General features: G+C 71.4%; 10 protein-coding genes, 1 pseudogene and 1 riboswitch. Of the genes and pseudogenes, 4 read left to right on the top strand and 7 right to left on the bottom strand.

Going from position 1 to position 12957, the window contains the following annotated elements; genetic code table 11:
* Nucleotides 1-12: 12 nt before the first annotated feature.
* Nucleotides 13-1011 carry a DJ-1/PfpI family protein gene (locus tag ACIQU4_RS19465; RefSeq protein WP_403731890.1) on the bottom strand — a complete coding sequence of 333 codons (999 nt, stop codon included), beginning with the start codon at nucleotides 1009-1011 and terminating at the stop codon, nucleotides 13-15.
* Nucleotides 1012-1081: 70 nt separating this feature from the next.
* Between ACIQU4_RS19465 and ACIQU4_RS19470 the strand changes: the two genes are divergently transcribed.
* Entirely contained in the window at nucleotides 1082-1708 is a 627-nt protein-coding gene (locus ACIQU4_RS19470; RefSeq protein WP_403731893.1) for a DJ-1/PfpI family protein, read from the top strand.
* A 104-nt stretch (nucleotides 1709-1812) separates the two neighbouring features.
* Nucleotides 1813-2775 carry a prolyl aminopeptidase gene (gene pip, locus ACIQU4_RS19475; protein ID WP_403731896.1) on the top strand — a complete coding sequence of 321 codons (963 nt, stop codon included), beginning with the start codon at nucleotides 1813-1815 and terminating at the stop codon, nucleotides 2773-2775.
* Between the two features lie 66 nt (nucleotides 2776-2841).
* Here pip and ACIQU4_RS19480 read toward each other — a convergent pair whose 3' ends face one another.
* From ACIQU4_RS19480 to aceA, 5 genes are all read right to left on the bottom strand, one after another.
* Nucleotides 2842-3456, bottom strand: coding sequence for a hypothetical protein (locus ACIQU4_RS19480; RefSeq protein WP_403731899.1), 615 nt, complete (start codon nucleotides 3454-3456; stop codon nucleotides 2842-2844).
* Between the two features lie 171 nt (nucleotides 3457-3627).
* On the bottom strand, nucleotides 3628-5952 hold the full coding sequence (gene metE, locus ACIQU4_RS19485) for a 5-methyltetrahydropteroyltriglutamate--homocysteine S-methyltransferase (protein WP_403731902.1): 2325 nt from the start codon (nucleotides 5950-5952) through the stop codon (nucleotides 3628-3630).
* Between the two features lie 169 nt (nucleotides 5953-6121).
* Nucleotides 6122-6342: riboswitch (cobalamin riboswitch) on the bottom strand.
* Nucleotides 6343-6490: 148 nt separating this feature from the next.
* Nucleotides 6491-7375, bottom strand: coding sequence for a 3-hydroxybutyryl-CoA dehydrogenase (locus ACIQU4_RS19490; protein ID WP_403731905.1), 885 nt, complete (start codon nucleotides 7373-7375; stop codon nucleotides 6491-6493).
* Entirely contained in the window at nucleotides 7372-8970 is a 1599-nt protein-coding gene (gene aceB / locus ACIQU4_RS19495) for a malate synthase A (RefSeq protein WP_403731908.1), read from the bottom strand. The genes ACIQU4_RS19490 and aceB overlap by 4 nt, the downstream gene beginning before the upstream one ends.
* A gap of 106 nt (nucleotides 8971-9076) precedes the next feature.
* A complete protein-coding gene (gene aceA, locus ACIQU4_RS19500) occupies nucleotides 9077-10363 on the bottom strand; it encodes an isocitrate lyase (protein WP_403731910.1) in 1287 nt (428 codons plus the stop codon).
* Nucleotides 10364-10751: 388 nt separating this feature from the next.
* Here aceA and ACIQU4_RS19505 point away from each other — a divergent pair, with 388 nt between their 5' ends.
* Nucleotides 10752-12167, top strand: a complete 1416-nt coding sequence (locus tag ACIQU4_RS19505) for a short-chain fatty acyl-CoA regulator family protein (protein WP_403731913.1) — start codon at nucleotides 10752-10754, stop codon at nucleotides 12165-12167.
* 43 nt (nucleotides 12168-12210) lie between these two features.
* On the opposite strand, the pseudogene ACIQU4_RS19510 reads toward ACIQU4_RS19505, so the two are convergent.
* Nucleotides 12211-12754 (bottom strand): annotated as a pseudogene (locus tag ACIQU4_RS19510) (hypothetical protein); the annotation flags it as partial.
* Here ACIQU4_RS19510 and ACIQU4_RS19515 point away from each other — a divergent pair.
* A complete protein-coding gene (locus tag ACIQU4_RS19515; RefSeq protein ID WP_403731916.1) occupies nucleotides 12754-12885 on the top strand; it encodes a hypothetical protein in 132 nt (43 codons plus the stop codon). The pseudogene ACIQU4_RS19510 and the gene ACIQU4_RS19515 overlap by 1 nt on opposite strands.
* The last annotated feature ends 72 nt before the right edge of the window (nucleotides 12886-12957 follow it).

A 12957-nucleotide genomic window follows, 5' to 3' on the forward strand; every position in this document is an offset into this window, starting at 1 on the left:
CGCTTCACGCTTCTACCGCGACCTCTTCGGCTCGGGGCGGACGGTCCGGCCCGGTGCCTGCCGGAACTGGCTCCGGTAGGTCGAGGGGCTGACGCCCATCGTCTTCCGGAAGTGGTGGCGGAAGCCGGCGACCGTCAGGCCCACCCGGCCGGCTACCACGTCGACCGGATGGTCCGCGGATTCCAGCAGTACGGCGCCGGCCCGGATCCGCTGGTCCGTGAGCCAGCGTCCGGGCGGCAGACCGGTCGTGTCGACGAAGCGGCGTTCGAACTGCCGTACCGACAGGTGTGCGACGCCGGCCAGTTCGACGACGGCGAGACGCCGGTGGAGGTTGTCCAGGGCATGGCTCATGGCACTGCCGATGGGGTCGTCCGCGAGGGCCTCGCCCACCACGGGATGCTCCGCGAACTGGGCCTGGCCGCCCTCGCGGTGCGCCGCCACGACCATACGGCGCGCCACGCGGGCGGCGACGGCGGAGCCGTGGTCCTTGCGCACGAGGTGCAGGCAGGCGTCGATGCCTGCGGCGGTGCCGGCCGCCGTGATGACCGAGCCGTCGTCGATGTAGAGCACGGAGGCGTTGACCCTGACCTGCGGATGGCGCGCCTGGAGCAGCCCGGCGTGCCGCCAGTGCGTGGTCGCCTCCCTGCCGTCCAGCAGACCCGCGGCGGCCAGGGCGAACGCCCCGCTGCAGATCGACATCACCCGCGCCCCTCGCGCGTACGCGGCGCGCAGCGCGTCCAGAACCGCGGGAGAGACCTCATGGCGTACGTCCGCCACTCCCGGGACGATGACGGTGTCGGCAAGCCGGAGCCGGTCCAGGGGGTGGTGCACCACGATGTCGAAGCCGCCGACGACCCGGTGCGGTCCGGGTGTCTCGGCACACAGCTCGAACCGGTACCAGCCGTCCACGTCCAGCTCCGGCCGTGGGACCGCGAAGACCTCGGCGACGGTGGCGAGCTCGAACGGCGCCATCCCGTCGAAGGCGAGGCAGGTGACCTGGTGATGACGCATGACGGGATCCTAGCGGTGCCCGCCGTTTACGTCACTGTCACCGCAGCCCGTACACCCGGAGCCTGGTGCCATGAACCCTGACACCCTCGCCCCGCTCACCCTCGCTCCGCTCACCTTCGGCATGCTCGTCTTCGACGAGGTCGAAGTCCTCGACATGGGAGGCCCCTTCGAGGTCTTCAGCACGGCCGGCCGACTGGCCCGTACCGCCGCCGACGAGCCCCTGCTGCGCGTCGTCACGGTCGCGGCGGCCGCCCGGCCGGTCCGCGCCCGGGGCGGACTGAGGGTCGTGCCGGACCACACGCTCGACGAGGACCCGCCCTTCGACGTCCTGGTGATCCCGGGCGGGGTCACCACGGCCGTCGAGGAGGACGCGCAGGTCATCGACTGGCTGGCCCGGCGCCACAAGACCTCCGCGCTGACCTTCAGCATCTGCACCGGTGCCTTCCTGCTCGCCGCCACCGGCGCTCTGAACGGCCGCCCGGCCACGACCCACTGGGAGGACCAGGACGAACTGGCCGCGCGCTGGCCGGACATCCGGGTGCGCCGTGACGTGCGGTGGGTCGACGACGGTGACATCGTCACCTCCGCAGGAATCAGCGCGGGCATCGATGCCAGCCTCTACATCGTCGGGCGCCTCTACGGTGCCGAACTCGCCCACAGCACGGCCCGCCAGATGGAATACGTCTGGAGCCAGTGAGGCGGCCCGGACCCAATCGGCAGGCAGCGAGCCGGGGTCAGCCCGCCGTGTTGTCTACTACAAGGCCTTGTCCCTGTTGCATCCGGTTCTCAGGAGGTCTGGAAATGGATGAGCTGTACCCGCCGATCGAGCCGTACGAGACGGGGATGCTCGACGTCGGCGACGGCAACCTCGTGTACTGGGAGGCCTGCGGCAACCCCGACGGCAAGCCGGCACTCGTCGTTCACGGCGGTCCGGGATCCGGATGCGGGACCGAGGCGCGCCGGTACTTCGACCCGGACCGGTACCGGGTGGTCCTGTTCGACCAGCGCGGCTGCGGCCGCAGCTCACCGCACGCGAGCGACCCCACGACCGACATGCGGCACAACACCACCCAGCACCTGATCGCCGACATGGAGCGGCTACGTGAGCACCTGGGTGTGGACCGCTGGCTGCTGTACGGCGGCTCGTGGGGCTCCACACTGATCCTGGCCTACGCCCAGGCACACCCCCAGCAGGTGTCGGAGATCGTCATCGCCGCCGTGACCACCACGCGACGCTCCGAGATCGACTGGCTCTACCGCGGGGTCGGCCGGTACTTCCCCGAGCAGTGGGAACGCTTCCTCGCCGGAGCCCCGGGCACACCGCGAGACGGTGACGTCGTCGCGGCCTACGCGCGCCTCACGGAACACCCGGACGCCGCGGTACGGGAGAAGGCGACCGCAGACTGGTGTCGCTGGGAGGACGCGGTCCTGTCCGGGGAAACGAACGGCGCCTCCAACCCGTACGGCGACCGCCCCGCATCCGCGCAACTGGCCCTGGTCCGCATCTGCTCGCACTACTTCTCCCACGGCGCATGGCTGGAGGAGGGCGCCCTGCTGCGCGATGCACATCGCCTGGCCGGTATCCCGGGGGTGCTGGTCCACGGCAGGCTCGACATGGGCGGACCGCTCGACACCGCGTGGGAACTCGCCCGGGCCTGGCCCGACGCGGAACTGACTGTCGTCGCCAATGCCGGTCACCTGGGCAGCAACACGACACGCGCCCACGTACTCCAGGCCCTCGACCGATTCGCCCACCAGAGATGAGACCAGGTGGTCCGTCTCAGCCTGAGGCGGCGAGCGCAGCGGCCTGCCGGCCCGAGGTTCCGGAAATCAGGGGCATGTCTCCTCGGTCTTGGCGACAGTGAAGGCGACGGGCTGGCCGGTTAGCGCCACGCCGGCCTTCGGCTCCTGCGTGCACACCTTCCAGTTCGACTCCTGAAGCACCATGCGGCTCTGCACCGCATCCTTCACGGTGACACTCGCGTTCGTGGGCAGGGCGCCACGGACGGCCTTCATCCCCTGACCGACGAAGTTCGGCATGGTGTCCCCGGCGGGCTTCGGGGCCGGCGCCTCAGCCGCAGGGCAGGTCTCTTCGAGCTTGACCGCGCCGAAGTCGACGGTGGTGCTGGTGTCGATGCTCGCACCGGCGGCGGGGGTCTGCGAGCACACCTTCCAGTTCCGATCGAGGGCCTGGAGTCGGTCGCGGCCGAGCGCGTCGTGGGACTTCAGAATGAGAAACCCGGCGGCCTGCGCCTCGTCTTGGGCCGTTTGGAGGCCCTTGCCGACGAGGTTGGGAAGGGCTGCGGCCTTGGCGGCGGGCCCGTTGGTCGCGGGCGCGGAGGGAGTGGAACGTGCCGCGCTCGGGCCGCCGGCGGGCCGGTCCGGGGCCGGGGCGCTCTGCGGGTTGCACGCAGTGAGGGCGAGGGCGGCAACTGCCGCTGACACGGAGGCGATTCGGTGTGTGTGCATCGCGTCATATTCGCCGGGATGGAGCCGCTGCGTGAGGGCTGTGACCGGTCTGTGACGCGCGATGGTCCTCGCGAGTACGGGTGGCTCTGGATCGGGCGGCATTCGGGCCGGAACGTCGGGAGGCTGACGTTCCGGCCCGGATGGAGATCAGACGGTTGCGCCGGCGGTTTCCGCGCGGACTTCGTGGGCCGCGGCCACCAGGTTCTGCAGGGATGCGCGGGTCTCGGGCCAACCGCGGGTCTTCAGACCGCAGTCGGGGTTGACCCAGAGGCGTTCGGCCGGGATGGCCTCCAGGCCCTTGCGGAGCAGGGCCGCCGCCTCGGCGGCGGAGGGGACGCGCGGCGAGTGGATGTCCCACACGCCGGGGCCGGCCTCCCGCGGGTAGCCGTGCTCGGCGAGCTCGGTCGCGACCTGCATGTGGGAGCGGGCTGCCTCCAGGCTGATGACGTCGGCGTCGAGATCGTCGATGGCCTGGACGATGTCGCCGAACTCCGCGTAGCACATGTGCGTGTGGATCTGGGTCTCGGGACGCACGCCCGAGGTCGTCAGCCGGAAGGCCTCCGTGGCCCACGCCAGGTAGTCGGCATGGCCGTCGGTGCGCAGCGGGAGCGTCTCACGCAGTGCGGGTTCGTCGACCTGGATGACCGAAGTACCGGCGGATTGCAGGTCGTTGACCTCGTCCCGCAGGGCAAGTCCGACCTGGCGGGCGGTCTCGCCGAGCGGCTGGTCGTCGCGTACGAAGGACCAGGCGAGCATCGTGACCGGGCCGGTCAGCATGCCCTTGACCGGCTTGGCCGTCTGCGCCTGGGCGTACGTCGTCCAGCGCACGGTCATCGGATCCGGCCGGGAGATGTCCCCGGCCAGGACGGGCGGGCGCACGTAGCGCGTGCCGTAGGACTGCACCCAGCCGTGCTGGGTGGCGAGGTAGCCCGTCAGCTGTTCGGCGAAGTACTGGACCATGTCGTTGCGTTCGGGCTCGCCGTGTACGAGGACGTCGATGCCGGCCTTCTCCTGGAAGGCGATGACCTCGCGGATCTCGTCCTTGATGCGCTTCTCGTAGCCGATGGTGTCGATGCGGCCGGCCCGCAGGTCGGCTCGGGCCACCCGCAGTTCACCGGTCTGCGGGAAGGATCCGATGGTCGTCGTGGGCAGCAGCGGCAGGCCCAGGTGGGCCCGCTGGGCGGCCGCCCGGTCGGCGTACGGCTGGGCCCGGCGGCCGTCCGCGTCGGTGATCGCCGCGGTGCGGGCCCGGACCGCGGGGTCGCGGGTGATCGGGGAGGTGGCACGGGAGGCCAGGTCGGCGCGGTTCGCGGCCAGTTCGGCGGTGATGGCGTCGGCGCCCCGGGCGAGTCCGCGGGCCAGCGTGGTGATCTCGTTCGTCTTCTGGCGGGCGAAGGCCAGCCAGCGACGGACCTGCGGATCGATGTCGCGCTCAAGAGCCGCGTCCAGCGGGACGTGGAGGAGGGAGCAGGAGGCGGCGACGTCGACGCGGTCGGCGAGAGCGAGGAGGGTACCGAGGAGGGACAGCGACTTGTGGTAGTCGTTGATCCAGATGTTGCGGCCGTTGACCACGCCCGCGACCAGGCGCTTGCCCGGAAGCCCGCCGACGGCGGCGAGGTCGGCGAGGTTGGCGGCGGCCCTGTCGGTGAAGTCGAGGGCCAGGCCTTCGACGGGTGCCTTCGCCAGGACGGGCAGGGCCTCGCCGAGGCGGTCGAAGTAGGAGGCGACGAGCAGTTTGGGGCGCTCGGTCAGGGCGCCGAGCTCCCGGTAGGTGCGCGCGGCGACGTTCAGCTCGGCCGGGGTGCGGTCCTGGACCAGGGCCGGCTCGTCGAGCTGCACCCACTCGGCGCCCGCCGCGCGCAGGTCGGCGAGCACCCGGGCGTAGACGGGCAGCAGCCGGTCCAGGAGGGTGATCGGCTCGAAGTCGGCGGCCACGCCGGGGGCGGGCTTGGCGAGGAGGAGGTAGGTGACCGGGCCGACGAGGACCGGGCGGCCCGCATGACCGAGCGTCAGGGCCTCCTTCAGCTCGGCGACCTGCTTGGCGGAGTCGGCCGTGAAGACGGTGTCCGGCCCCAACTCCGGTACGAGGTAGTGGTAGTTGGTGTCGAACCACTTGGTCATCTCCAGCGGGGCCACGTCCTGGGTGCCGCGCGCCATCGCGAAGTACCCGTCGAGCGGGTCGGCCGTGACGGCCGCCCGGTGGCGGTCGGGGATCGCGCCGACCATGACCGTGGTGTCCAGGACGTGGTCGTAGTACGAGAAGTCGCCGGTCGGAACCTCGGTGATGCCGGCCCCTGCCAGCTGGGCCCAGTTGGCCCGGCGCAGGTCGCGGGCGGTCTCCCGGAGGGTCTCCGCGGTGACGCGGCCCTTCCAGTAGCCCTCGACGGCCTTCTTCAGCGCGCGGTCGTGGCCTTGCCGGGGGTAGCCGTACACGGTGGCCTGTACTGCCGCGGCTGCGGACTGGGTGGTCACGGAACTCTCCTTCGCGAGCGTGTCTCCATGGACCCGGTGAGGGCCGAGGACGCGAAGGGTGCCGCAGCGGGCGGACCCCCGGGGTCACGTACGACGGGTACGCGACGGGGAAGATCCGCCTGGAGCACGCCGACCCGCCCACGAGGTCACCGGGAAACCGGGCGCGGTCGTTCGCGCACGGGCAACGGGCAGGTCTTCGGACTCGCGGGCACGTCTCGTCGTACGAGACTCCTACTGGCCGTCGCTTCCCAGAATCGGTTCCGGTCCCAGTGCGTATGACGGCGGTCGTTCCCGCTCACCGCTGCGGGGCAGTCCCGGATTCCCACCGGGTTCCCTCTTACGACGCATCCCGCCTGGCGGACGGGGCGAACCAGCTGCGAGGCCCACAGTAGGTCGATGACCGGGGAATGAACACCGCTTTCCACATGCCGGACGCTGAAATGAGACACGGCGGGGGTGCGGCGACACCACTCGCCACACCCCCACCGCTCCCGCGTGCCTCCGGAGCACCCTCGGCCCGGAGACCGTGCCGGGGCGCTCAGCCCCGGCCGTACGTGTGGAACCCGCGGCCGGTCTTACGGCCCAGCAGTCCCGCCTGCACCATCCGCCGGAGCAGCGGGGGCGGGGCGTAGAGCGGTTCCTTGAACTCTTCGTAGAGGGACTCGGCGATCGCCGCGACCGTGTCGAGGCCGATCAGGTCGGCGAGCTTGAGCGGTCCCATCGGGTGGGCGCAGCCCAGCTCCATCCCCGCGTCCACGTCCGCGGCGCTCGCGAAGCCGGATTCCGCCATCCGGACGGCCGACAGGAGGTAGGGGATCAGCAGCGCGTTGACGACGAACCCGGCCCGGTCCCGGGAGCGGACCACGGTCTTGCCCAGGGTGTCGCGGGCGAAGTCCTCGACCGCGGCGAGGGTGTCCGCCGACGTGTGGAGGCAGGACACGACCTCGACGAGCGGCAGGACGGGCACGGGGTTGAAGAAGTGCAGGCCCACCACCCGGTCCGCCCGGCTCGTGGCCATGCCCAGCCGCATGACCGGGATGGCCGACGTATTGGTGGCGAGTATCGCCTCCGGGTCCTCGACGATCTTGTCGAGCGCGGTGAAGACCCCCGTCTTGGCATCCGGGTTCTCGGTCACCGCTTCGATGACGAGCTGCCGGTCGGCGAGGTCCTCCAGGTCCCCCGTGAACACCAGCCGGGTGAGGGCGTCCTCGGCGGAGATCCGGTCGAGCTTCCCGCGCTGAACGGCGCGCTCCAGGGAGACGGCGACGCGCTGACCGGCGGCGCGGGCTGCGGTGGCGTCCACCTCGGCGACGACCGTGTCGAGTCCGGCACGCGCGCACACCTCGGCGATGCCCGCGCCCATCCGACCCCCGCCGACGACTCCGACGCGCCGGATCCGGGCCGGCCGCACGCCGGCGTTCACGCGCTCACCTGCACGGCGGTGCGACGGACGAGGTGGCGGGTGTAGGCCTCGGGGGTGAAGAAGGCGGGCAGCTGCACCGAGAGCGCACTGTCCACGAAGACCTCCCGCGCCTCGGGAACGAGGGCCCGCGGGTCCTCCGCTTCCAGGGCCGCGCATTCGGCGTCGAGGAGGTCGGTGACCACCGCCCGGTCCACCCGGTCGTGGCGGAGCCACTGCCAGATCTGGACGCGGGCGATCTCTGCGGTCGCGGCGTCCTCCATCAGCCCGTTCAGGGCGACCGCTCCGCTGCCGCGCAGCCAGGCGTCGAAGTAGCGCAGGGCCACGGCCACGTTGGAACGGATGCCCTCCTGCGTGGGCGGTGCGGCGATCCGGCGTACGGACAACAGGTCGGCAGCCGTGACCTCGACGTCCTCGCGGGTCCGCTCCAGCTGGTTCGGACGGTCTCCCAGGACGCTGCCGAAGACCTCGCGGCAGACGGGGACGAGCCCGGGGTGGGCGGCCCATGAGCCGTCGAAGCCGCCCTCCGCCTCCCGTTCCTTGTCGAGCCGCACCTTGGCGAGGGCGGCGGAGTTGGCGTCCGCGTCCCGGCTGGGGACGTGTGCGGCCATGCCGCCGATGGCGTGGGCGCCGCGCCGGTGGCAGGTCCGTACGAGGAGTTCGGTGTAGGCGCGCATGAAGGGGGCGGTCATGGTGACCTCGGCGCGGTCGGGGAGCTGGAAGTCGGTGCGGTGACCGAACGTCTTGATCAGGCTGAAGAGGTAGTCCCAGCGGCCGGCGTTCAGCCCCGCGCTGTGCTCGCGCAGCTCGTGGAGGATCTCCTCCATCTCGAACGCGGCCGTGATCGTCTCGATCAGGACGGTCGCGCGGACGGTGCCTCGCGGGATTCCGAGGAGGTCCTGGGCGTACACGAAGATGTCGTTCCACAGGCGGGCCTCGTACCGGTTCTCCAGCTTGGGGAGGTAGAAGTACGGGCCGTACCCGGCGTCGATCTGCCGCTGCGCGCAGTGGAAGAAGTACAGGCCGAAGTCGACGAGGGAGGCGGACACGGGCCGGCCGTCGATCTCCAGGTGCTCTTCGAGGAGGTGCCAGCCCCGCGGGCGCACCATGATCGTGGCGAGGTCCGGCCCGAGGCGGTACTCCTTGCCCTCGGGGGTGGTGAAGTCGATGCGCCGGTCGATGGCGTCGATCAGGTTGATCTGGCCGCCGATGACGTTGTTCCAGGTGGGGGCGGTGGCGTCCTCGAAGTCCGCCATCCACACCCTCGCACCGGAGTTGAGGGCATTGATCGCCATGCGGCGTTCGGGCGGTCCGGTGATCTCGACCCTGCGGTCGTTCAGACCGGGGGCGGGCGGGGCCACGCGCCAGTCGGTGTCCGCGCGGACGGCGGCGGTGGCGCGGGAGAAGTCCAGCGGTGAACCGGAGGCCAGGTGGGCCGAGCGGCGCCGGCGTTCCTTGAGGATCTCCAGGCGGCGCTCCGCGAACGCGGCGTCGAGCCGGCTGATGAACTCCAGGGCCTCGGGGGTCAGGATCTCCTCGTGGCGCTCACCCGGCGCACCGAGGACCTGGACACTGCGGGTCAGGGGCTTGAGTGACATGCGGTTCTGCTCCTCGGCGTGGGGTGGTCGCCGCCCGGGGCCGCAGCGGCCCCGGGCGCCGTCGGACGGCGGGCGCAAGGCGCCGGGTGGGATCGGCGCCCCGCTCCTAGTGGAACTGCTCTTCTTCCGTGGAGCCGGCGAGCGCGGTGGTGGAGGAGGCCGGGTTGACGGCGGTGGAGACCAGGTCGAAGTAGCCGGTGCCGACCTCGCGCTGGTGCTTGACCGCGGTGAAGCCCTGCGCCTGGGCGGCGAACTCCCGCTCCTGGAGGTCGACGTACGCGGTCATGCCGTGCTCGGCGTAGCCGCGGGCCAGGTCGAACATCCCGTGGTTGAGCGAGTGGAAGCCGGCCAGCGTGATGAACTGGAAGCGGTATCCCATGGCGCCCAACTCCCGCTGGAACTTGGCGATCTGGTCGTCGTCCAGGGCCGCCTTCCAGTTGAAGGACGGCGAGCAGTTGTAGGCGAGCATCTGGTCCGGGTACTGGGCGTGGATCGCCTCGGCGAACTCGCGGGCCTGCTCCAGGTCCGGGGTGCCGGTCTCCACCCAGATCAGGTCCGCGTACGGGGCGTACGCGAGCCCGCGGGCGATGACCGGGGCCATGCCGCCCAGAACGTGGTAGAAGCCCTCGGCGGTCCGCTCGCCGGTGCAGAACTCGGCGTCGCGCTCGTCGACGTCGCTGGTCAGCAGGGTCGCGGCGAGGGCGTCCGTACGGGCGATGATCAGGGTCGGGGTGTCCGCGATGTCGGCCGCCAGGCGGGCCGCGTTGAGGGTGCGGATGTGCTGCGAGGTCGGGACGAGGACCTTGCCGCCGAGGTGACCGCACTTCTTCTCGGAGGCGAGCTGGTCCTCGTAGTGGATGCCGGCCGCACCCGCCGCGATCATCGCCTTGGTCAGCTCGAAGGCGTTCAGCGGGCCGCCGAAGCCGGCCTCCGCGTCCGCGACGATCGGGGCCAGCCAGTCCGTGGTGTCGGCGCCGCCCTCGGCGGTGGCGATCTGGTCGGCGCGCAGCAGCGCGTTGTTGATCCGACGCACCACCTGGGGAACGGAGTTGACCGGGTAGAGGCTCTGGTCCGGGTAGGTGTGCCCGGCCTGGTTGGCGTCGGCCGCCACCTGCCAGCCGGACAGGTAGATCGCCTGGAGCCCGGCCCGCACCTGCTGGACGGCCTGGCCGCCGGTCAGCGCGCCGAGCGCGTGGATGTAGTCCTGCTCGTGCAGCTGCCGCCACAGGCGCTCGGCGCCGCGCCGGGCCAGGGTGTGCTCCTCGCGGACGCTGCCGGACAGCCGGACCACGTCCTCGGCCGTGTAGGTGCGCTCGATGCCCGCCCACCGCGGGTCCTCGGCCCAGCGCTGCTTGAGCTGCTCGGCCGCCGCCGTCGTGTTCGCCTCTGCCATGACCGTCACCGTTTCCATCCGTCGCTTGTCTTGCCAATGCCCCCAGCAGGGATCCACGCATTGACACTCTGTGCCTGAGAAACCCGAGAAGGAGGGTGCAGCCGCCGAATCCGCCCATGGGCCGGAGCTGAGCAATGCTGCCGATCTGCCGGGATCAGGACGTTCGGATCGCCGAAATCAGGGCGTGAGTCGGAGATCCGAGGTCCGTCCCGGCCACCGGTTCCGGCTGGCCGCAGGACTGACTCTGGCATTGGCACTGGGTGCCATCAAGGAGGTACATCTGCCAAGCTTTGCGAATCTTCGAGGCTGAAATTGCCAAGTTTGCGAAGGCCCGTGGTGAACGAGGTCCACGTATGCTGCGGAGCCTGTCCGACGGTGGAGGAGTCCGGTGAGCAAGACGTACGCGGGCGCGCGGCTGCGGCGGCTGCGCGAGGAGCGCCGGATGACGCAGGCCGACCTGGCCAGGGTGCTGGGGATCTCGCCCAGCTACCTGAACCAGATGGAGCACGACTCCCGCCCGCTGACCGTTCCGGTGCTGCTGCGCCTCACCGAGGCTTTCGGGGTGGATCCGGGGTTCTTCTCGGAGCGGGACACCAGCCGCATGGTCGCGGACCTGCGCGAGGCGCTCGCCAACGAGGTCGCCGAAGCCCGCGTCTCCGCCTCCGATCTGGCCGAGCTCGCCACCCGGATGCCGGCGGTCGCCTCGGTCCTGCTGGACCTGGGCCGGCGCAGCCAGCTCCTCGCGGAGCGGCTCACCGACGCTGCCGAGGGCCGTGGAGGTGTGACCGAGGCGCCGCGCTCGCCGCACGAGGAGATCCGCGAGTTCTTCTACCGGCGGCAGAACTACCTTCACGACACCGATCTCGCCGCCGAGGAGCTGGCCCGTGAGATCGGTATTCGCCCCGGGGACGTCATCCGCGCCCTGACCCAGCGCCTGACCGGCCGGCACGGGGTCAGGATCGCCGCGGACTGCGACCGGCTGCACCACTACGACGCCGACGCCCGGGTCCTGCACCTCTCGAACCGGCTCCGGCCGGGCCAGCAGGCCTTCCGGATGGCCACGCAGCTGGCCCTCCTGGAGTACGGGGACGAACTGGACCGGCTGGCCGCCGAGGACTTCCCGGCCGGGTCGGCTGCGCACCCGTTGGCCCGGATCGGCATCGCCAACTACTTCGCCGCCGCGCTGATCCTCCCGTACACGGCCTTCCACACGGCCGCCGAGGAGTTCCGGTACGACATCGAGCGGCTCACCGACCACTTCGGCATCGGCTACGAGACGGTCTGCCACCGCCTCAGCACCCTGCAACGCCCCAGGCTGCGCGGGGTTCCGTTCTCCTTCGTCCGGGTGGACCGGGCCGGGAACATGTCCAAACGGCAGTCGGCCACGGGGTTCCACTTCTCCCGGGCGGGAGGCACCTGCCCGCTGTGGAACGTGTACGAGGCCTTCACCGCCCCCGGCCGCATCCACGTCCAGGTCGCCGCCATGCCCGACGGGCAGCGGTACCTGTGGACCGCGCGCGCCGTCACCCGGCACCGCGGCGGCTGGGGCGAGCCCGGCAAGACCTTCGCCATCGGGCTGGGCTGCGAGATCCGGCACGCGTCGCGGCTCGTCTACGCGGACGGGCTCGACCTCGACAACTCGGCGGGCGCGACCCCGATCGGGATGGGCTGCCGGCTCTGCGAACGCCTGGACTGCCCGCAGCGTGCGGTGCCACCGCTCGGCCGGGTGCTGGCCGTCGACGAGAACAGCAGCACCTTCGTCCCCTATCCCGTGGCGGGCCCATCCGCTGCGGGCCACGGCTGACACCGACGGGTCGCGCCGTGGGCCCCTGCGAGCGGGGGCCACACGTGTTCGAGCCGCTGTTGGCCTTGCCGTTCACGTTGGTGATCGTCCCGGTGCCGGAGGACGGGGTCACGCTCGTGACGCAGCCGGACGGGGTGGCGCCGCTGGTGGCGGCGGCCAGCACCTCACCGAGGGTGGTGGTCGTACCGGTGGGGGTGAACGCGACCGAGCAGACCTTGAGGTTGCCCGCGCCGTCGTCGACGGTCAGCGCCAGCTTGGCGGCGGTACCGGCGGTGAAGGTGGACCGGGCCACCCACTGCGGGGCACCCGGGGTGACCGGGACCGGCGGAGCCGTGGTGAAGCCGCCGCCGACCGCGCGCAGCGCGTCGATGGACGAGTAGGCGGACGGCACGGTGTCGGACGGCGCCGGTCATGTCGACGTCGCTCGCGGAGTTCAGGACGGTGGGGTTGCCCTCGCCCTTCTGGTACGTCCAGCCGCCGTCCACGTGCCGGTTGGCCCTGATTCGAGTGACCATCGAGTCGGTCAGCGCCTGCGGGACGCGGTTCGCGCCGCCCTGGATCTTGCCCTCGCCGAGCGAAGGCGCTGATGGCCGGCCCCGCCGTCCTCACGGTCTTCCGCCGCGCCGCCCGCAAGGCCCGCTTCCAGGCCCCGATCCGCTTCCGGCCCCGCGCGTCGGCATCCGGCGGGCCGGGCAACACGACTGCCAAGTCCTCTTAATACTCCGGTCATTGAGTGGCGCCGCCGCCCGGCGTAGCGTTTTTCGGGAGAATTTGATGACGGGTTGAATCC

This window comes from Streptomyces sp. NPDC090741 (genome assembly GCF_044769045.1).
GTDB lineage: Bacteria > Actinomycetota > Actinomycetes > Streptomycetales > Streptomycetaceae > Streptomyces.

What these genes read in the sequence shown, in the direction of transcription:
- ACIQU4_RS19465 (WP_403731890.1), bottom strand. Translation starts at nt 1,011, where the DNA reads ATGCGTCATCACCAGGTCACCTGCCTCGCCTTCGACGGGATGGCGCCG.
- ACIQU4_RS19470 (WP_403731893.1), top strand. Translation starts at nt 1,082, where the DNA reads ATGAACCCTGACACCCTCGCCCCGCTCACCCTCGCTCCGCTCACCTTC.
- pip (WP_403731896.1), top strand. Translation starts at nt 1,813, where the DNA reads ATGGATGAGCTGTACCCGCCGATCGAGCCGTACGAGACGGGGATGCTC.
- aceB (WP_403731908.1), bottom strand. Translation starts at nt 8,970, where the DNA reads ATGTCACTCAAGCCCCTGACCCGCAGTGTCCAGGTCCTCGGTGCGCCG.
- aceA (WP_403731910.1), bottom strand. Translation starts at nt 10,363, where the DNA reads ATGGCAGAGGCGAACACGACGGCGGCGGCCGAGCAGCTCAAGCAGCGC.
- ACIQU4_RS19515 (WP_403731916.1), top strand. Translation starts at nt 12,754, where the DNA reads ATGGCCGGCCCCGCCGTCCTCACGGTCTTCCGCCGCGCCGCCCGCAAG.